The organism is Sulfuriferula sp. GW1 (assembly GCF_047300855.1).
Lineage (GTDB): Bacteria > Pseudomonadota > Gammaproteobacteria > Burkholderiales > Sulfuriferulaceae > Sulfuriferula.
In genome coordinates this window covers 3,179,026-3,198,916 of record NZ_CP170197.1, presented here as the reverse complement: position 1 = coordinate 3,198,916, position 19,891 = coordinate 3,179,026, and the positions used below count along the sequence as shown (strand labels likewise).

General features: G+C 57.5%; 22 protein-coding genes. 21 read left to right on the top strand and 1 reads right to left on the bottom strand.

The genetic code is table 11. The features are described from left to right. The first annotated feature begins 22 nt into the window (after positions 1-22). From ACFDAU_RS15700 to ACFDAU_RS15655, 10 genes are all read left to right on the top strand, one after another. Positions 23-538 carry a TIGR00645 family protein gene (locus ACFDAU_RS15700; RefSeq protein ID WP_413437838.1) on the top strand — a complete coding sequence of 172 codons (516 nt, stop codon included), beginning with the start codon at positions 23-25 and terminating at the stop codon, positions 536-538. A 40-nt stretch (positions 539-578) separates the two neighbouring features. Further along, positions 579-1,454: a protease HtpX gene (gene htpX / locus ACFDAU_RS15695; RefSeq protein WP_413437837.1), complete on the top strand. Its 876-nt coding sequence runs from the start codon at positions 579-581 to the stop codon at positions 1,452-1,454. Between the two features lie 16 nt (positions 1,455-1,470). After that, positions 1,471-2,544 carry an AI-2E family transporter gene (locus ACFDAU_RS15690; RefSeq protein WP_413437836.1) on the top strand — a complete coding sequence of 358 codons (1,074 nt, stop codon included), beginning with the start codon at positions 1,471-1,473 and terminating at the stop codon, positions 2,542-2,544. A 25-nt stretch (positions 2,545-2,569) separates the two neighbouring features. After that, positions 2,570-3,547 (top strand): TerC family protein, encoded by a 978-nt coding sequence (locus ACFDAU_RS15685; RefSeq protein ID WP_413437835.1) that lies wholly within the window; start codon positions 2,570-2,572, stop codon positions 3,545-3,547. A 107-nt stretch (positions 3,548-3,654) separates the two neighbouring features. Further along, positions 3,655-3,897 carry a hypothetical protein gene (locus tag ACFDAU_RS15680; RefSeq protein WP_413437834.1) on the top strand — a complete coding sequence of 81 codons (243 nt, stop codon included), beginning with the start codon at positions 3,655-3,657 and terminating at the stop codon, positions 3,895-3,897. A 110-nt stretch (positions 3,898-4,007) separates the two neighbouring features. Then, entirely contained in the window at positions 4,008-4,295 is a 288-nt protein-coding gene (locus ACFDAU_RS15675) for a hypothetical protein (RefSeq protein WP_413437833.1), read from the top strand. A 343-nt stretch (positions 4,296-4,638) separates the two neighbouring features. Continuing rightward, complete coding sequence (locus ACFDAU_RS15670; RefSeq protein ID WP_413437832.1) at positions 4,639-6,321, top strand: NADH-quinone oxidoreductase subunit L; 1,683 nt, start codon at positions 4,639-4,641, stop codon at positions 6,319-6,321. Position 6,322: 1 nt separating this feature from the next. Continuing rightward, positions 6,323-7,087 (top strand): hypothetical protein, encoded by a 765-nt coding sequence (locus tag ACFDAU_RS15665; RefSeq protein ID WP_413437831.1) that lies wholly within the window; start codon positions 6,323-6,325, stop codon positions 7,085-7,087. Next, positions 7,088-10,204: a DUF2309 domain-containing protein gene (locus tag ACFDAU_RS15660; RefSeq protein WP_413437830.1), complete on the top strand. Its 3,117-nt coding sequence runs from the start codon at positions 7,088-7,090 to the stop codon at positions 10,202-10,204. It abuts the gene before it with no gap. A 3-nt stretch (positions 10,205-10,207) separates the two neighbouring features. Further along, positions 10,208-10,534: a P-II family nitrogen regulator gene (locus tag ACFDAU_RS15655; protein WP_413437829.1), complete on the top strand. Its 327-nt coding sequence runs from the start codon at positions 10,208-10,210 to the stop codon at positions 10,532-10,534. Positions 10,535-10,562: 28 nt separating this feature from the next. Here the strand turns inward: ACFDAU_RS15655 and ACFDAU_RS15650 are convergent, their stop codons facing one another. After that, entirely contained in the window at positions 10,563-11,486 is a 924-nt protein-coding gene (locus ACFDAU_RS15650) for a LysR family transcriptional regulator (protein ID WP_413437828.1), read from the bottom strand. Between the two features lie 213 nt (positions 11,487-11,699). Between ACFDAU_RS15650 and ACFDAU_RS15645 the strand changes: the two genes are divergently transcribed. The 11 genes from ACFDAU_RS15645 (at position 11,700) to ACFDAU_RS15595 (ending at position 19,857) form a co-directional block, all read left to right on the top strand. After that, positions 11,700-13,121: a form I ribulose bisphosphate carboxylase large subunit gene (locus ACFDAU_RS15645; protein WP_413437827.1), complete on the top strand. Its 1,422-nt coding sequence runs from the start codon at positions 11,700-11,702 to the stop codon at positions 13,119-13,121. 81 nt (positions 13,122-13,202) lie between these two features. Beyond that, positions 13,203-13,535: a ribulose bisphosphate carboxylase small subunit gene (locus ACFDAU_RS15640; RefSeq protein ID WP_413437826.1), complete on the top strand. Its 333-nt coding sequence runs from the start codon at positions 13,203-13,205 to the stop codon at positions 13,533-13,535. 65 nt (positions 13,536-13,600) lie between these two features. Then, positions 13,601-15,928, top strand: a complete 2,328-nt coding sequence (locus ACFDAU_RS15635; protein ID WP_413437825.1) for a CsoS2 family carboxysome shell protein — start codon at positions 13,601-13,603, stop codon at positions 15,926-15,928. A gap of 39 nt (positions 15,929-15,967) precedes the next feature. Then, positions 15,968-17,545, top strand: a complete 1,578-nt coding sequence (locus ACFDAU_RS15630; RefSeq protein ID WP_413437824.1) for a carboxysome shell carbonic anhydrase — start codon at positions 15,968-15,970, stop codon at positions 17,543-17,545. A gap of 22 nt (positions 17,546-17,567) precedes the next feature. Continuing rightward, a complete protein-coding gene (locus ACFDAU_RS15625; protein WP_413437823.1) occupies positions 17,568-17,822 on the top strand; it encodes a carboxysome peptide A in 255 nt (84 codons plus the stop codon). 1 nt (position 17,823) lies between these two features. After that, positions 17,824-18,081 (top strand): carboxysome peptide B, encoded by a 258-nt coding sequence (locus ACFDAU_RS15620; protein WP_413437822.1) that lies wholly within the window; start codon positions 17,824-17,826, stop codon positions 18,079-18,081. Between the two features lie 31 nt (positions 18,082-18,112). Continuing rightward, positions 18,113-18,406, top strand: a complete 294-nt coding sequence (locus ACFDAU_RS15615; protein WP_413437821.1) for a BMC domain-containing protein — start codon at positions 18,113-18,115, stop codon at positions 18,404-18,406. Between the two features lie 41 nt (positions 18,407-18,447). Further along, positions 18,448-18,741 (top strand): BMC domain-containing protein, encoded by a 294-nt coding sequence (locus ACFDAU_RS15610; RefSeq protein ID WP_413437821.1) that lies wholly within the window; start codon positions 18,448-18,450, stop codon positions 18,739-18,741. A gap of 41 nt (positions 18,742-18,782) precedes the next feature. Beyond that, positions 18,783-19,109, top strand: a complete 327-nt coding sequence (locus ACFDAU_RS15605; RefSeq protein ID WP_413437820.1) for a BMC domain-containing protein — start codon at positions 18,783-18,785, stop codon at positions 19,107-19,109. A 24-nt stretch (positions 19,110-19,133) separates the two neighbouring features. Then, positions 19,134-19,595: a ferritin-like domain-containing protein gene (locus tag ACFDAU_RS15600; RefSeq protein ID WP_413437819.1), complete on the top strand. Its 462-nt coding sequence runs from the start codon at positions 19,134-19,136 to the stop codon at positions 19,593-19,595. A 40-nt stretch (positions 19,596-19,635) separates the two neighbouring features. Continuing rightward, positions 19,636-19,857 carry a hypothetical protein gene (locus tag ACFDAU_RS15595; RefSeq protein ID WP_413437818.1) on the top strand — a complete coding sequence of 74 codons (222 nt, stop codon included), beginning with the start codon at positions 19,636-19,638 and terminating at the stop codon, positions 19,855-19,857. Positions 19,858-19,891: the final 34 nt, after the last annotated feature.

Below are 19,891 nucleotides of genomic sequence, written 5' to 3'. Positions count from 1 at the left end.
CTATTGGTTTGGCGCGGCATAAATGAAATCCATAGAACACCTCCTTGAAACACTGATCTTTTCCAGTCGCTGGCTGCTGGCACCCCTGTATCTGGGCCTGGTCGCCGCGATTGTGATGCTGGTGTGGTACTTCGGCATCGAGTTCATGCACCTGATTCCGATGGTGACACAGGGCGAAGGCAGTGTTGTAGTGGGGGTGTTATCGCTGGTCGATCTGGTTTTGGTCGCTAACCTGCTGATCATCATCATTTTTGCCGGTTACGAAAATTTTGTGTCCAAAATCAATGTGGGTAACCATGAAGATCGTCCAGACTGGATGGGGCACGTGGATTTCGCTGATCTGAAAATGAAATTGATTGGGTCTATCATTGCTATTTCTGGAATTGAATTGCTCAAGGCGTTTATGGCGGCAGGTGCTTATACCAATGAACAGATGGCATGGAAAGTGGGTATTCACCTGACCTTTGTGGTGACCGGGGTGATGTTCGCATTGACTGATCGCCTGGGCGGTTCGAAAAAACACGGTTCCGGCGGCTGAAAAAATCACGCATATTCCATCCATTGCAAAAGGAGTTGCCATGAAACGTATTTTTCTGTTCCTTGCCACCAACATGGCCATTGTGCTGGTTCTGTCCATTACCCTGCGCGTGCTGGGTGTAGAGCCCTATCTCACCGCGCAGGGGCTGAACCTGGGTTCGCTGCTGGTTTTTGCGGCTGTATTTGGGATGGGTGGGTCTTTCATTTCATTGGCGATTTCAAAGTGGACGGCCAAGCGCTCTGTGGGCGCTGTGGTCATCGAGAATCCACGTACTCCTGCTGAAATCTGGCTCGTAGGTACGGTGCGCCGTCAAGCTCAGCAAGCCGGCATCGGCATGCCCGAAGTGGCGATTTACGATGCGCCCGAAGTGAATGCATTTGCCACCGGCATGAACAAGAACAACGCGCTGGTGGCGGTTTCCACCGGCCTGCTGCAATCCATGACCAAGGAAGAAGCCGAGGCGGTACTGGGTCATGAGATCTCGCACGTTGCCAACGGCGACATGGTGACGCTGGCGCTGATTCAGGGGGTGGTGAATACTTTCGTGATGTTCCTGTCGCGCGTGATTGGACATATGGTGGACAAGGTGGTGTTCAAGACCGAGCGCGGCACCGGACCGGCATTTTTCGTCACCATGATCATTGCCGAACTGGTACTGGGCATACTCGCTTCCATCATCGTGATGTGGTTCTCGCGTCAGCGCGAATTTCGCGCCGACCGCGGCGGCGCAACCCTAGCCGGACGGCCGCACATGATTGCCGCGCTGGAGCGCCTGAATCAGGTACACACTGCGCCTTTACCGGAAAAAATGGCCGCATTCGGGATTGCCGGTAGCGTGGGCAGCGGTCTGAAGCGACTGTTCATGACCCATCCACCGCTGGAAGAACGCATCGCCGCTTTGCGCGCCGGCGCATGATGCCGAGCCCCCTGCCGTGCGCGAGCTAAGCGGCAATTCTTTCGCGCGCCGGATCATGCTCGGCGTGTTTCTGGCCGGGCTGGGGACGGCAGTGTATGTCGTGCTCAGCCCATTTATGGCCTCGGTGGCGTGGGCCGCTATCCTCGCCTATATCAGCTGGCCGGGTTATATGTGGCTGTGCCAGCGTCTGGGTGGCCGCTGCAATATCGCGGCCTTGCTCATGACTTTGCTGGTTGCTGTCGTACTGATCATTCCCATGCTTGGCTTTGTAGTCTTGTTGCAGGACGAGTTCATGGACGGCGCACATCAGGTGGCGGAGCATCTGGCACGCGGTGATTTTCAACTGCCCGACATGGTTCTCAGGTTGCCGTGGATTGGGTCCGAGCTGCAGGACTGGTTGGCGCGTGCCAGCGCTGATCCGGGGGGAATCAAAGGGCAGCTGCAACAGCTGCTGGCAGGTTTTCGCGTTGAAACCGTTGCACTGTTGGGCGGGGTGGGGCGCAATCTGATCAAACTTGCATTTGCGCTGCTCACGCTGTTTTTCCTGTATCGCGACGGCAAACGCGCGCTCGGCCAACTGCGCGAGGTACTGGCAGACATGATCGGGCCGCGTATTCACGGTTACTTCGATGCGGTGGGCAATACTACCCGCGCAGTGCTCTATGGCATCGTCCTCACCGCGCTGGCGCAGGGCGCCCTGGCCGGGCTCGGCTACTGGGCCGCAGGCGTCGATTCGCCACTGGCGATGGCGGCATTCACGGCCACCATTGCGCTGATCCCGTTCGGTACGCCGTTTGTGTGGGGCAGCCTGTCGGTGTGGCTTTACCTCAACGGCCATCACGCCGAGGCGATCGGCTTGTTTCTGTGGGGTGCACTGGTGGTGAGCTGGGTGGACAACCTGATTCGCCCCATGGTCATCAGCGGCGCCACGCGCATCCCCTTCGTGCTGGTGATGTTCGGTGTGCTCGGTGGCGTTGCCGCATTTGGTCTGATCGGCCTGTTTATTGGGCCATTGATATTGGCGGTGGCTTTGGCCGTGTGGCGCGAATGGCTGGAGGACAGCCGCGCCGTTGGCCGGAGCGGTCTATAGCATATTAATCTGAAGGAAATTTGCCATGAATGGTATCGAGTCTTTTGCCACACCGGGTATGTGGGCGGGATTTGTGGTGTTTGTCATCGCCATGCTGGCACTGGACATGTTCGCGTTGGGCGGGCGTCATGCTCACAAGGTGAGCGTCAAGGAAGCATTGGGCTGGTCGCTGTTGTGGGTGACGCTGTCATTCGCCTTCGCCGGGTTGCTGTGGTGGTATCTGGATGGCAGCGCCGGACGCGAAGTGGCCAATACCAAGGCACTGGAATTCATCACCGGCTACCTGATCGAAAAATCCCTGTCGGTGGACAATATCTTCGTGTTCCTGATGATATTCAGCTATTTCGCGGTGCCGGTTGAATACCAGCGTCGCGTGCTGCTGTATGGCGTGCTGGGTGCGATTGTGCTGCGCGCGATCATGATCCTGCTGGGTGCCTGGCTGGTGGCCGAGTTTCACTGGATTCTGTATGTGTTCGGTCTGTTTCTGCTGGTGACCGGCTTCAAGATGCTGGTGTTTGCCGACCAGGAACCCAGCCTGGAAGGTAACCCGGCGCTCAAATGGATGCGCGGTCATTTGCGCATCACCCCGGACTATCACGCCGAGAAATTCACGCTGCTGCAAGACGGCGTGCGCTGGTTCACGCCGCTGTTTCTGGTGCTGATCCTGATCGAGACCTCCGACGTGATTTTTGCGGTGGACAGCATCCCGGCCATTTTCGCCATCACCACTGATCCGTTCATCGTGTTCACCTCCAATATTTTTGCCATCATGGGCTTGCGCGCCCTGTATTTTTTGCTGGCGGACATGGCCAGCCGCTTCCATTTGCTCAAGTATGGACTGGCGCTGGTGCTGGTATTCGTCGGCGCCAAGATGCTGGTGGCACACTGGTACAAGGTGCCGATCGGGTTGGCGCTGGGAGTGGTGGGCATCATTCTGCTGGCTTCGGTGCTGGCCAGCCTGATGGCAACGCGCAATGGCAAAAAGGGCGACACAGCTTCGTAATCGCGGGCAAGGCAGCTAAAACCTGCCTGATCCACACAGGGCAATACCTCGAGCCAACCAAAAATCGTCTCACATTGCGCATTTCGCATTGGGTCGAAAATGTCAGTTTGATCGTGATCCCGCTGGCCACCCTGATGGCCAGTTTTCAGGAATGGCTGCTCATGGTGGCGGCGCGCAAAGTCATCTGGACCGACTTACTGCTGGTCCTGTGTCTGGAAATTTTTACCATGCTCGGCCTGTGCTACAGGCAGTGCAAGCTGCCTATGGTTTACCCCCTCTATATCGCAATCGCCCTGGCGCGGTTCATCATGCCGGGCATGAGGGATGGTCTCCGCGCAGCATACTCCTGACTTGCTGTTTCATTATGCCGCCGGTGCCGCGCCGCGCGGATTGCACCACTATCGCCGGCGTGGGCAGCGCGCCTGCTGGGTGTGCCGGGCCTTCCAAATATCTGAAGTGCTTGGACTCGCTGCTCTCCATCGTGCAAAGGCCCAAGGGGATTCCGCTGGCCAGCTTTGCCATCAGCGAAGCGGATGACCCCATGATATTGCCGGTTGCCACGCTCGGCATGTGGGTCAGGTTCGGTGTGCTCGGCGGCGTTGTTGCGGTCGGTTTGAGCGGGTCTGTTTATCCGAGTAGTGTTTCTTGCGGTCGCGATCGTCGTATGGCGCCAATGCCTGAAACCTACCTGTGTGGAAACAAAAACAACGTAAAAGCAATTCAGCGCGTGTTTCACTTATCCCGGTGATGTATCTACTTTTATGAATGCATTTTGTAAAAAAGATTAATTTTTGTTCTGTAATGTTCAAGCATACACTAGCCTGCAGAAATTTCCGCAGGGACGGGTATGTTCGGGAATGCGCTTAATCTGATTGAGTCGATGCGCCCACTTTTACATGGGCCTGCGTTGCATCGCCCTGCGTCATGCCTTTCCCCTGACCCGATTGTTAAATAAACGCTGGTAGCTTGTTTGCCAACGGCAAATACCACTCGGCGTTTGCGTTAATCATGAAGCTGCAAGAAATACGGCCTGCCATAGGACAAGCTCATGGGCACTTTGGCTGCCGCACATACGCAAGGGGATGCGCTGAATGATGGATAAACTTATCGTACTGCTGGTTGCGCTGCCATTGCTGACTGCTTTCGTGGCGCAGGTGCTGTCAGACAAGCTCGGGCGCCGTGTCGTGACCCTGAGTGTGGCGGCCGGGACCCTTACTTTTGCTCTTGCAGTGCTATTGCTGGCGTTCAAGCTGAGCGGTCATGGCGCCAGACATATTGTGCTCGCTCCGGTGTGGGGCAGTCTCCTGTTCGATTCCTTGACCTTATTGATGGCGGTGGTGATATCCGGCATTAGCTTGATAGTGCATGTGTATTCCGTGCGCTACATGGCTGAGGATCCCGGATACCGGCGTTTTTTTGTGTTGCTCGACGCCATGACCGGAGTGTTGCTGCTCACCATTGCGGCGGGCGATCTGATTACCTTGCTGGTGGGCTGGCACCTGATAGGTGTAGTGCTGTTTTTTCTGCTCAATCACAATAGCCGCAGCCTGCAAGCCTATCGCTATGGTTTTTGGTCGTTCATCACCTATCGCTTTGGTGATGTGCCGATGGTGTTGGCCGCCATCCTGCTCTACCGCGCATTCGGCACCTGGTCGTTACCGGACATTTTTCAGCAGATTGCCGCCCACCCGGATGCGCTTACTGTCTTTGGGTTGCCATTGAGCGAAACGGTCGCAGGGTTGATTGCGCTGTCGGCGTTTGCGCGTTCCGCGCAGTTTTTTCTACATACCTGGCTGCCCTATACGATGGATGGTCCGACGCCGGTGTCGGCGCTGATGCATGCCGGTATCGTCAACGCCGGTGCCTTTATCATCAACCGGTTCGCACCGGTGTTTGTCGAAGCCGACGGCGTGTTGCACTGGGTATTTCTGGTCGGCCTGCTGACGGCGGTCATTGGCTCGGTGTTGATGCTGTCGCAAAACGACATCAAAAAAGCGTTAGGTTACTCGACCATGGGGCAGATGGGCTTCATGATTATGGAGTGTGGCGTGGGCGCGTTTTCACTCGCGATTTTCCACTTGATCGCGCACGGCCTGTTCAAAGGCACACTGTTTCTTGCTTCTGGCGGTGTCATCGGCAAGGCGCGCCACGACGACGGCGTGCCCAAGGATGATCTCTACACATTTGTGATTGAGCGGCGTCCCACCGCTTATCGGCAACCGTGGATATTGATGGCAGCGATTACCTTAGCAGTGCCGGCGTTGGTGTTCGGCCTGGCACATTGGCTGGTGTCAGACAGCCTTGTGATCGAGCAGGGTGCGATTATTCTGCTGTTTTTCGGCTGGGTTACAGGTGCCCAATTGCTGTTTTCCATCCACCGCATGGACAGCGAAACGCCTTGGCGTCTGGTGACTTTGGCGGTTTTATCGCTGACCCTGGTGGTGCTCGGTTATACCTTCATCAGCCATGCATTCGATCTGTTTCTGTACCCTGATGCACAATTTCGTGCCCGTATCTACGCAGCAGCCGGCATTAGCCAGTCCGAGTTTTACATACTGGTTGGCGTGCTCACGGGAGTCATCGTGTTTGGCTCGATGCTGGCCTACCGTGCGGCCAGTTATCACAATGAAGGACATAAACAGCCGAAACGCAGCTGGCTCGCTTTTTACGCGCTGATTTCACGTGAACTCTACATTGCGGATGTATATGCGCTGTTGGGGCGCGGGTTGATTGGACTGTCCGCGCGCTTAAATCTATGGCTGAGGTGGATTTGATATGGCAATTCTGATTCTGCTTGCAATAGGGATATTTTTGCCGCTGTTTCCGCTCAGCATGCTATTGACAGCCTTTTTCAAATACGTGCCGTGGACGTGGTTGCGCGCCCTGATATTGCTTGCCTGGCCTCAAATTGGTTTGACCATCGCATTTTCAGCGCATACGCAGCTGCCTCGGTGGGCGGTGGGGTGGGGGCTGTTGACGGCGGCGTTGTATGCGTTGCGTATGCTCAGCCTGAGGGATTTCAGCACATGGATTTCATTCATCGCAGCGTCAGCTTTTGCGTTGCTCTGGATTGGGTTGGTCAACGCCAGCAGCGAGACGATTTTGCGTTTGCAGGGTCTGGGTTTTTCCGCCTCCTTCATTATCGCGGCCGCCGTGGTCCCCATGCTAAAAAGCCGCCTGGGGGCGGCCTATAGTGGCTTGCATTGCGGTATGGCACAGCGTTTGCCACGGTTGGCGGGCGTGTTGGTACTGGCCGTGCTGGCGGCGATTGCGACACCACTGTTCCCCTCGTTTTTTGCATTGATTGCGGTGTTGTCAGAGGCGTCGTTTATGGCTGCGTTGGGCGTGTTGATTGTCTGGCTGTTATGGAGTTGGGCCGGGGCACGGTTGCTGCAAGGGTTTTTGCCTGGCGTTTGGTCACGCACGCAAACACCTCCGGATTTGAGTCTGCGTACCGCGTGGCTGGCTGGCTTGGGATTGGTAACACTTGCGGGCGCCGCTACGGTACTGACCAGTATGGGACTGACGGGGGGATGGTAAATGAGCCTGGCGCTTGATCGCAAGTTAAAAATTCGTGCCATGGTATACGTGGCAGGCGAGCCGATTCCGTATTTTTGGCCGATGCGTAACTTCATTCACCACAATCCTTTGCATGGTCTGGAAAAACTGCCTTTTGCGCAGGCGGTAGAAAAGGGCCAGGCGCTTTTTCATGGCAAGGGCTTTCTGCCGCGCAAGACGTATCAACGTTTTTTGCAGGAAGGAAAAATTGACCGTGCAAGTCTGCTGAAGGGGGTGCAAGACTTCGTCACCACGCGGAGCAGCGTGCCGGGTGTGGATTTGTCGCATTGGCTGATGACGCTGCTCACTCAGGTTGCCGAGCCGCTGAGCAAGGCATGCGTCATGGCAGGTACGCGGGATGTGCATCACGCGCTCAATGGCATGGTGTCCGAGCGTGCGGAGCCCGTCGACATGGCCGCATTGGCCGCCTGGTTGCACGAAAAGGTAGATGGGGCGCGGCCGATATACGAGGCGGTTGATACCTTGTTTGGCACGCATATTGGCACAACACTGGATGACTTGTTGATTAAAAGCTGTCTGGATTTTTTTGACGAAGGTCAGTCAGCCTGGACTATGCCGGGGCGTGAATCTGGACTATTCAACGCCTGGCGTGAATTGTCCCGGCGCAACGTCAGGCTGTTTTTGCGCGGCGTGAATATCAGCCAAATCCTGGCGCAATCGACTACTCCGGAAGGCGTGATTGCCTACGCCATGGATACGCTTGCTGTCCCGGAAGCGCGCTGGGCGGACTATTTTTCGCGCGAGCTGGTGCACTTGCATGGCTGGGCCGGTTTTATCCGCTGGCGTTCAAACGCCAAACATTACTACTGGGGACAGCATTATCCGGCCGATCTGGTTGATTTTCTGGCAGTACGGCTTGCACTGGGACTGGCCTTGCTTAAAGAGGAAGCCGGATCGAAGGTGCCAGGAAGTGCTCCCGAATTGGCGCAGTTCATAGATGCACACACTGCTGAAGCTTTCCTGCGCTATGAGTTCTACAGCGGTAATGTGGTGCCGCAACTGGCAGCCAAGGTGGAAGACGCCATTCTGCGTGGCAAGCAATCAGTTATCAGTAGCGTGTTTACAGCTTATGTCGAACATAAACGTGTTGATGAGGCGATGTTGTTGGCGCAACGTCTGCAAGATTGGGGCACGCAGGCGTCGGCTCCTTTATGTCTGACTTCGCTATCAATCGAGGAGCTGGACAGTTTGCTCGCCACGGTTCAGGCGTTCGAGCAAACCGAGGGCATGCTGTGGCTGCGCGCCATGGAAGCACGAGCGATGCGGGTGTTGCTGCGCGACGTTGATGTCGCGCAGCCAGCTCTGCGCGACAAACGTCCGTTCGCGCAGGCCCTGTTTTGCATCGATACCCGTTCCGAACGCATCCGGCGTCAGCTGGAGCACATAGGGGATTATCAGACCTATGGCATTGCCGGTTTCTTTGGCGTGCCAATCGGCATACTGGAACTTGGCAAGGGCAGCGAAACGCATTTGTGTCCGGCAGTGGTCACGCCTAAAAACCTGGTGCTGGAAATGAACGCCAGCGGTCCTGTTGACGAATCCGTGGTGGGTGTATTTGAACACGCCCTGCATGAGCTGAAAAACTCTGTGTTGGCTCCATTTGCGGCGGTGGAGGCCATCGGGCTGCTGTTCGGTTTCGATATGATAGGCAAGACTATTGTGCCATTGGCATACAGCCGTTGGCGTCGCAAGCTGTTTCCCGCCAAGCAGATGTCGCGTCTGCTGCTGGACAAGCTCGGCCGTGAGCAGGCGGATTCCATCCTGCGCGCGGTACAGCGTGCCGTCATTGTCAAAGCGGTAGAGCACGAATTGGGCTTGCCGCCTGAACGCATTACCGACGACTTGGTGCGTCAGTTGCGTGAAACGGCACTCACCAACCAATCGCCGAGCGATGAATTGGCACATCAGTTGGGTCTGGACCTGGCTGCGTGCAACGCCTTTGTTACGCGACTGCGCGATGCCTACCGTATCAACCGGCGCTTTTCGCGGCTGCAATTCGAACGCCTGGGGCGGATTGGCTTTAGCAGTAACGAACAGGCGCACTTGGTCGGGCAGGCGCTGCGCTCCATCGGATTGGTTGAGCATTTTTCACGTTTTGTGTTGCTGGTCGGGCACGGCAGTACGTCAGAGAATAATCCGTACGAATCCGCGCTTGATTGTGGTGCCTGTGGGGGGAATTCAGGCATTTTTAACGCACGTGCAATGGCGCAAATGGCCAACAAGTCGGAAGTGCGGCGGCGCTTGCGCGAGCAGGGGCTGGATATCCCTGCCGACGTGCACTTTGTGGCCGCGTTGCACAATACGACGACTGACGAGATCACCATTCTGGATCGTGAGCTGATTCCGCCCGCGCACCTGATTTACCTCGACCGTTTACATAAAGGGCTGAAGGCAGCGTCCCGCTTGTGCGCACAGGAACGCATGGCGACCCTGGTTCCGAGTGACACCGGCGCACCTCCGGATGCCAATGCATCGAGCCGCCTGGCGCGGCGCAATGCCAATGACTGGTCACAGGCACGGCCGGAATGGGGATTGTCGCGTAATGCCTATTTCGTCATCGGGCGGCGCCAGCTCACCCAGCGTGCCGTGCTGGCAGGCCGTGCCTTTCTGAATTCCTATGACTGGCGCGTCGATCCCAAGCGGCGTTTGTTGGAGTCCATCCTGACCGGCCCCCTAGTGGTCGGGCAATGGATCAACATGGAGCATTATTTTTCTACGGTCGACAACGAGCGTTACGGCAGCGGCAACAAGGCGTATCACAATGTCGCAGGCCGCTTTGGCGTGATGACCGGCAATCTGAGCGATTTGCGTACCGGCTTGCCGGCGCAAACCGTGCTCAAGGACGGCCATCCTTATCATGAGCCTCTGCGATTGATTACGCTCATTGAAGCCCCATTTGAGCACGCCCGCAGCGCGATAGAAGGCGTCGTTACCATCAAGCGCCTGGTGCAGAATGACTGGATACGCATGCTGGTGCTCGATCCTGAAACCCTCGCAGTACATCTTTATAACCACGGCGCATGGCAACAAGTGGACTTGCCTGACGCATTTGTTCTCGAACCTACCGGGAGTGAGTGAAGCATGAATACCCTGAATCTGAGCACGCTAAAGAAACTCGAAATTATTCTGGAGGGTGAACATCAGGCGTTTGCCACCGACTTGCTGGAACGTGCTGGCGTGACCGGTTATACCATCGTCAATCATTTGTCAGGAAAAGGCAGCCATGGTTTTCATGAGGGGCACGTGATGTTTAATGAAGACTCAGTGTTGATCATGATCATCACAGCCGTATCGGAAGATCTGGTGCAGCCCATACTGGAAGGCTTCGCGCCGTTTTTTAACGAACATACCGGCGTGATTTTCGTGTCCGATATTCAGGTTAACCGTCTGGTCAAGTTCCAGGGCTGAATGTAGCAGCCAGCAATGCGATGCGCGTTTACGCGCTGACGTCGGCTTGCGGGATTTTTATGAAGCGACTGCTTTCCTGCAGTACAAAATCCTTGAAAGCGGCGGCCGCCCCTGAAAAACGCTTGCCGTGCCGATGTACCAGATACCAGTCCTTGACGATGGGAAAGCCTTCCACATCCAGTATTGCCAATCGGTTCAGCGCCATCTCCATTTCCAGTGTGTGGATAGATACCATGCCCAGGCCCAAGCCCGCCATGACGGCATGCTTGATGGCTTCGTTCCGGCTCATTTCCATGGTGGTCGTCATGCTCAGGCCGCGTTGCTGCATGAAGCGCTCAATGGCGTTGCGTGTGCCAGAGCCTTGTTCGCGCTGGATGAAAGGCTCCTGCATCAGCCTTTGCAGCGAGATGCGGCCGGCATGGGCCAGCGGATGGCTGGGCGGTGCGATGACCACCAGCGGGTTGCTCATGAACGAGTCGGCTTCCAGATCCAGTCCACTGGGAGGGGCCCCCATGATCGCCATGTCGGGCACGTTGTCGGCCAGCTGCCGCAATAGCGTAGCGCGGTTGGTCACATCCAGATTGACGGTGATGCCGGCGTGCTGTCGGCAAAATTCGGCTAGCAGATAGGGCGCGAAATATTTTGCTGTGCTGGTCACTGAAATATTGAGTGCGCCGTGCTTAACGCCCTTCATTTCATCCAGAACCATGCTGATGTCGTCGAATTTTTGCGCAATGGAACGGCTGAATTGATACATCTCGCGGCCAGCCTCGGTGAGAAAAATTTTTCTGCCCATGTGCTCGAACAGGGCCATGCCTACATCCTCTTCCAACTGCTTGACCTGCGTGGAAACAGCGGGTTGCGTCAGATGCATTTCTTCTGCCGCCTTGGTATAGCTGGCATTGCGCGCCACGGCTTCAAATAAACGGAGTTGCCTGAGGGTGAAATTCATGTTTGTCCTCACGTGTATGGAAATGGGACGAAATACATTCAGTAAAATTAATGTATTTCATAATTATTATTCATTTTAAATTATGTTTCGATTTATTTATAGTAGGGCAACTGCTGGAGTCGGGCTGAAGAATCAACACAGCCGGATATCGGTGTTTGAGAGTGCGTCGTGGGAAGTGCGTCATTTTTAAGTGTTGCTTACAAGGAGAGTGTGATGAGCGTGAAAAAATTTAATGCGGGCGTGAAAGAGTATCGCCAGACTTACTGGATGCCGGAATACGCACCGCTGGATACCGACATCCTTGCGTGCTTCAAGATCACCCCGCAAGCGGGCGTGGATCGTGAAGAAGCGGCCGCTGCCGTGGCCGCGGAGTCATCAACGGGTACCTGGACCACCGTGTGGACCGATCTGCTGACCGATCTGGATTACTACAAAGGCCGTGCCTATCGCATCGAAGACGTGCCAGGCGATGACACCTGTTTCTACGCTTTCGTTGCTTATCCGATCGACCTGTTCGAAGAAGGTTCAGTGGTCAACGTATTCACCTCCCTTGTCGGTAACGTGTTTGGCTTCAAGGCCATCCGTGCCCTGCGCCTGGAAGACGTGCGCTTCCCCATCGCTTACGTGAAAACCTGCGGCGGGCCGCCCCACGGGATTCAGGTCGAGCGCGACAAGATGAACAAGTATGGTCGTCCGCTGCTGGGCTGCACCATCAAGCCCAAGCTGGGTCTGTCTGCCAAGAACTACGGCCGCGCGGTGTACGAGTGCCTGCGCGGTGGTCTGGACTTCACCAAGGACGACGAGAACGTCAACAGCCAGCCGTTCATGCGCTGGCGTGATCGCTTCCTGTTCGTGCAGGACGCAACCCTGAATGCGCAGAATGAGACGGGCGAACGCAAGGGCCACTACCTGAACGTTACCGCGCCGACTGCGGAACAGATGCTTGAGCGGGCTGAATTCGCCAAGGAAATCGGCGCACCGATCATCATGCACGACTACATCACCGGTGGTTTCACGGCCAACACCAGCCTGGCCAACTGGTGCCGCAAAAACGGGGTGCTGCTGCACATCCACCGCGCCATGCACGCCGTACTCGACCGCAACCCGCACCACGGTATCCACTTCCGCGTGCTGACCAAGATTCTGCGTCTGTCCGGTGGTGATCACCTGCACTCGGGTACCGTGGTCGGCAAGCTGGAAGGCGATCGTCACGCCACGCTCGGCTGGATCGATCTGATGCGCGAATCGTTCATTCCGGAAGATCGCTCGCGCGGCATCATGTTCGACCAGGACTGGGGTTCGATGCCTGGCGTGCTGCCGGTAGCTTCAGGCGGTATTCACGTGTGGCACATGCCTGCGCTGGTGAACATCTTCGGTGACGATTCCGTGCTGCAATTCGGTGGCGGTACGCTCGGCCACCCGTGGGGCAACGCCGCTGGCGCCGCCGCCAACCGCGTGGCGCTGGAAGCCTGTGTGGAAGCCCGCAACGAAGGTCGCGAGCTGGAGCGCGAAGGCAAGGAGATCCTCACCAACGCCGCCAAGGACAGCCCGGAACTCAAGATCGCCATGGAAACCTGGAAAGAGATCAAGTTCGAGTTTGACACTGTGGACAAGCTGGACGTCGTGAACCGTTAATTTTCAATGGCCTAAACGCGCAAATTTAATCTGTGCCCACCGTGCCGGCTGGCCGGTAGGCAACTCAAGAAAGGAATAGCAATGTCAGACATTCAGGATTACATCTCGACCCCCAAGTACGAAACATTCTCGTACCTGCCCCCCCTGACGCCGGAAAAAACGCGTCGCCAAATCGCCTATATGGTCAGTCAGGGCTGGAATCCAGGCATCGAGCATGTCGAGCCGTCTCGCGCCAATGAGTACTACTGGTACATGTGGAAGTTGCCGATGTTCGGCGAACAATCGGTCGACGCCATCATTGCCGAACTGGAGGCTTGCAAGCGTGCACACCCAGGTCACCATGTCCGCCTGATCGGCTATGACAATTACTCCCAGAGCCAGGGCAGCTCGTTCGTGGTATTCCGCGGGAATTAAGCAATTAACGGGATATTCAGTTGGCGATCCCGTCAGGGTCGAGTTGAACACGGAAGGATAAAAGCATGAGTGATGCTATTGCAAACACGGCAGCAACACCTCGTTCAGCGCGCGCAGCTGCCTTGGCGCGGCGCCAGGCATTGTCGCAAAACGGGCGTACCGCACTGGCGGTAAAACCGCCACAGGCGGCAGCCCGTCCTGCAACGGTTACAAGCCCTCGCCCAGCTCCGGCGGCAGAGAAGGCGCCCCCTGCCGAGCCTGCGCCTAGCGTTATGACGGCGCCAGGCCAATCCGGCAAGTCGCTTTCCCGGGCGCGTCGCGAAGCGCTGTCGCACGGCGGCCGCGCTGCGCTTGCGCAGAGCAAAACGAGTGCGCCTGCTGTGCGCCCAGCAGTGGTGCCAGCGGCTGAGCCGGCTGTATTGACCGAGACGGCGGACTGCGGTTGTGGTTGCAAAGGCAAAAACAAATCCGACGACAGCAAGGTGGAAACTGAGCAGGCGCTTGATGCGGTGTGCAACCTGGTGGAGAGCGAGCCGGTTGCGCCGGCAGGGTCGACGGTTTCTGCAGTACGCAAGCTGTGTCAGGCGCGGCGTAGTGCGCTGGCGAGCCAAGGAAAAACTGCTGTCAAGTCAACGTCTGGGACGGTTGCTTCTGCGCGGAGTAGCAATGGCAAGTTCATGGGCATGAACGGGCGCGATGCCGCGCGTGCGCGGCGTGCTGCCTTGTCCAGCGAAGGGCGTGGACAGAGCCAGGCATCGCGCCCAACCGGACGGATACGTCCCCCGGCGCCGGGCAAGGTGGAAGTGGGTACGACCCTGACTGGCGCCAGCGTGACAGGCACCCAGGTCGAACGCACCGGGAAAGTGACAGGTAACGAGCCGGGCAGTTGCCGTGTCATTACCGGCACAGAGTACATCGGTGCCGAGCAATACGAAGCATTGTGTCCAGTCATGCCTGCCCCGACTCCAGCCAAAGTCAGTATCAGCAACACGGGTCGCGGCCAGCGGGTCAGTGGCGCGAGTGTGGATCGCAGCGAACAGATGACGGGTGGCGAGGCGGGTACGTGCAAGGCGGTGACTGGCACCGAGTATCTAAGCGCAGACAAGTTTGAATCGTTCTGCGGGGCCAAACCGCTGGTCGCGCCTACCAAGGTAAACCTGGCTTCCACGCAAGCCGGGCTGCCCGTGAGCGGCACACTTGTGGGGCGCAATCCGAAAGTGACGGGTGACGAGCCGGGCAGCTGCAGTAACAAACTCACCGGCAGCCAATACGTGCAGGATCAGTCAGCCAGCATATGCCGCAACGGCAACAATATGCCACATAAAGTCAGCGTGATGAACACGGTCAAGCAACAAGCGGTGACCGGCACAGCCATTGCATCGAGTGAACTCATTACCGGCGCAGAGCGCGGGGCATGTGCCGCAGTAACCGGCACCGAGTCCAATGATCTGTCCCAGTACCAGGCATGCAACCGCGAGCCGCAAGCGCTGCCCGAAAAAGTCGGACTGATGCGCACCCGCCACAATCAGCAGGTCTCCGGCACCATGGTCGAGCAAAGCGGCAAAGTGACCGGCGGAGAGCAGGGCGGCACGCAGATGATTTCCGGTACCGAATATATCAATACAGATCCGCGCGCCGGCTTGAACGATCCCGAGCATCAACAGGCTTCGCGTGCCCTGATGGCCAGCCGCACTGCTCAGGCAGGATTGGCGTTGCGCGCCGCACGCAGTGAAAGCAACAGCAAAGTGACCGGTGCCGAACGTGGCGAAAGCCAGGTATTGAGCGGCACACCCTATGCCACTACATATCAGCGTGTGTCGCAGCGCGGTGTCAACAGCAATCCGCACCCTCTCAGCCGCGCTGCGATGGATGCACCGCGAATAGCAGCAGCTGAGCCGGAGCCTGCGCCAGTGCGGGGGGAGTTCAGCATCACCACGCCGTCACGTACCGCGCAGGAGAGTAGCCTGAGCCGTATTACCGGCACTGCGTACGGTGCAGCAGGCCGGATTACCGGTCCCGTGAATCTGGCCGCCGGGCTGGTATCGGGCACGCCCGAATTTCGCCATCAGGAAGGCGTCTCGGTATTGATGGCGGAACGAGTTTCGGTACCCGTTGCTGACGACATGCGTAGCCGTTTGACCGGCGATGGGCGCGAGGGTGGATTTGCGATTACTGGGGCCGCCTGGCGGCGCAATGAAAGCGTGACCGGCACCGAAGGCGATGCAACGCGTCGTAATCCCACCTTGCGTGGCGAACAGCGCAGTTCGATGGTAGGCGCAGCGCAACTCAAGGACCGTGAAAAACCGGCCCTGCCAATAAGCCGCATTACCGGTAGCAGCGGTAACGATGCCAAGGGTTCCGCGATTACCTACTCCGGCGGTGCGCGCGGTTGACGCAACGTCTTTTACAAACTTGAACAGGTCGCACACGCAATGAATACGAGAAACCGACCCGGGCGCAATCCCGGCCTGCAGCCCGCAGCAAGACGCCCGCCTTATGGTCTGGGCACGCCTGCTGGTGCGCTGCCGGCGCGTCACGGTCTGGCCTTGTATGGCAGCGCGGCGCAGACTCCGATTGAGTGTAATACCAACTGTCTGGTGGACAACGGGCGGCTGCGCCACCATCCGCTTACCAATCACGAAGAGAATCAGCGTCTGCTGGCGCACGAATTAAGTGTAAAGGGCCGCTTCGATGCCATCGTGCCGGTGCTCAAACGCATTGCGGGGTTACAGCATGAAGTGGATTTCTGTGACCGTGCGCAACAGATTGCGCGAGAACAACTGGGGTTCGAATTGCCTGCGCAGATTCTGGCCGATGCCTGGATAGCCGATCTGGACATGCGCGCCCTGTATGGCGAATGTGTCATGCAAACCGTGCGCCTCATGGCGGCCCAGGCGGAGCTAAACAACCCGCATCGCGGCACCGACGAAGCTGTCGCATTTTTTCTGGATAGCGGCTACCACGCGGTTGATATCTCGCCCTGCTCGGATGGTCGTCTCAAGGGACTGGTGCGTTACATACTGCGCCTGCCAGATGGCGCGGTGCGCAGTCGCAAGGCCTACGCTGGCGCGATGTTCGATGTGGACGCCAATGTCAAACGCTGGATTGAAACCGAACTGATGCGGTTTCGCGAAGGCCGTCCGGTCACGGCGGACGCGGGCACCCGTTATCTGAAGGTGGTGGTGTATCACTGGAGTAGCTCGGATCCGACGCATGAAGGTTGCGCCGCGCATTGCAGCAATGTGACCCGGGCAGCGGAAGCGGGCCTGAAGCGGCTAGGCGAGTTTCGTCAGGCGATAGAAAACAGTTTTTGCTGCGGCGCATCCGTGGATACCCTGCTGATCGGCGTGGATACCGATACCGACGCGATCAAGGTGCACATACCCGACGCCAAGGGAGAAATGAGCCTGCACCGGTTCATCGACAACAGGGAGTTGTATCACAGCAGCGCCAATGACGATCCCAGTGCTGCGCGGCTAAAGATCTACCAGGCAATCCAGGCATCCAGCGCAATGGGTGGCTGGGGGGCCGGCGAGGGTGAGCCACACGAGGGAATGCGGCGCTTGATTGCAACACTGCTGATCAACAACCTGTCGCAGATCGACTACGTATGCAGCTACCAGAATGGCCGTTATGCCGACATCGGTCACGCCGAACGCTTCATCAGCGTGGGTGACGGTTTCGAAGAGTTCCAGTTGCGCAACCTGGCGTACTTTGCCCACCTGTACACCGTGGAAGAAGGCGCGACAGACATGGACGTGGGCATCAAGATTTTTGGCAAGCTGAATATCCAGCACGGCTTGCCTGCGCCCGTGGCGATTCATTATCGCTACGACAGCCGGGTGCCGGGTTGCCGCGAGCGCACGGTTGAGCGTTGCCTCCGGGTCAAGGCGGCCATTGAATCGCGTTATGCGTCACTCAGCCAGAAGGGTCTGCTGGTTTGCGGGATGACCGTGCAGGACAAGCGTCCGGGTAGCCCGATAGAGCAGGTTGAGGCTGAAACGTCATAAATCGGCACAGGAGAGAGCGGTAATGAAGATTTGCCAAGTAGAAAAAACGCTGGTTTCGACCAATCGCATCAAGGATTTGGGACATCGTCCGCTGCTCGTGGTGCGGGAAAAAGCAGGCGGCCCGCGCCAGGTTGCGGTCGATGCAGTGGGGTGCATAGCAGGAGACTGGGTGATCTGCGTAGGCTCGTCGGCCGCGCGTGAAGCGGCAGGCAGCAAGGACTATCCGAGTGATCTGACCATAGTCGGGATTATTGATCACTGGTCGGCGGAGGGCTGATATGGAGATCATGCGTGTGGTGTCGGAACTGGTGGCGACGCGGCGCGTACCGGGATTGCAGAATTCATCGCTGCGCGTGCTGGAAGATGTTCAGGGCAAGCTGAGCGTCGCCTGCGACCCGGTAGGCGCACCACCCGGCAAGTGGGTGATCACGACCGGTGGCTCGGCTGCACGTATCGCAACGGGGGACAGGGCAATTCAGACCGACTTGACGATTTGCGGAATTATTGATGCATGGGACGCCGGTAACGGCAATTGAGCAGCTTTTTTAACTGAGAAGGAGTTTTGAAATGGCAAATGTAAGCGGAATTGCACTGGGCATGATTGAAACCCGTGGCCTGGTCCCGGCAATTGAAGCGGCTGACGCGATGACCAAGGCTGCTGAAGTGCGTCTGGTAGGTCGCCAGTTTGTGGGGGGCGGCTACGTGACGGTACTGGTGCGTGGTGAAACCGGCGCGGTGAATGCAGCCGTGCGTGCCGGAGCCGATGCGTGCGAACGCGTGGGTGATGGCCTGGTGGCGGCTCACATCATTGCCCGGGTACACAGCGAAGTGGAAAACATTCTGCCCAGCCCGGCAGCCTAAGGCAGGCACGAATTTAACCGAAAACGAGAAGGAGTTTTGAAATGGCAAATGTAAGCGGAATTGCACTGGGCATGATTGAAACCCGTGGCCTGGTCCCGGCAATTGAAGCGGCTGACGCGATGACCAAGGCTGCTGAAGTGCGTCTGGTAGGTCGCCAGTTTGTGGGGGGCGGCTACGTGACGGTACTGGTGCGTGGTGAAACCGGCGCGGTGAATGCAGCCGTGCGTGCCGGAGCCGATGCGTGCGAACGCGTGGGTGATGGCCTGGTGGCGGCTCACATCATTGCCCGGGTACACAGCGAAGTGGAAAACATTCTGCCCAGCCCGGCAGCCTAAGGCAGGCACGAATTTAACCGAAAACGAGAAGGAGTTTTGAAATGGCAAATGTAAGCGGAATTGCACTGGGCATGATTGAAACCCGTGGCCTGGTCCCGGCAATTGAAGCGGCTGACGCGATGACCAAGGCTGCTGAAGTGCGTCTGGTAGGTCGCCAGTTTGTGGGGGGCGGCTACGTGACGGTACTGGTGCGTGGTGAAACCGGCGCGGTGAATGCAGCCGTGCGTGCCGGAGCCGATGCGTGCGAACGCGTGGGTGATGGCCTGGTGGCGGCTCACATCATTGCCCGGGTACACAGCGAAGTGGAAAACATTCTGCCCAGCGCACCTGATGCCGGTATGGGCGGGCGTGATGGCGATATCAGCTAAGGCGATTGCCTGAGGCACCGTGTCATGTCGATGTATGCCGACCCACGATTGAGCGGATATCTGTCACGCGCCCTCAGCCACGAGCTGGCGGCGGTGCAGCAATATCTTTTGCAGGCCAAACTCACCGGCCTGTGGGGCCTGTCCGAACTGAGCGCACATCTGCGTGAAGATGTGAATGAAGAGCTGGTGCATGCGGGGCGCCTGATGGAAAGGATGCTGGTGTTGGGTGTGCCTTCCAACGCGACACAGTTGCCGCCAGCACGACCCGGACGAAGCGTGACGGAAATGTTGCAGATAGACCGTGTGCTGGAAATAGAGGCGATACGGTTGTATGAGGAAGCTGCACAGTATTGTGCGCGGATTCGCGACAGCGAGACGCAAGCCCTGTTCGCCGGTATTTTGCAGGATGAACTGGGTCACCTGGGCGAACTGGATCGAATGTTGATGGATTTGGCGGGGGTGCATGATGAGCGAAAACGAGGCTAAGCAGGCGGGTGCAGCACCTGGCGGGGAACGGATTGCAAGCATGAATCTGCGGTTTGATTTTGCCAGCTATGCCGACACGCGCCGATTTCTCGACCAGATGGCGGATTTGTCCAAGCGCGAGGATTACTACCCGGACGTGAGCTTTGGCAAAACCTACGCCAACATCAGTATTGATGGCGATGGGCAAACCGCATTGCAACAGCGCAACTCCAACTTCATTAATGAAATGAAGACATTGGCGGAGCAGCTGCGGAGCAGCTGACAACGGCGGTCGGGACAGCGAGAAGCGGTGCGCC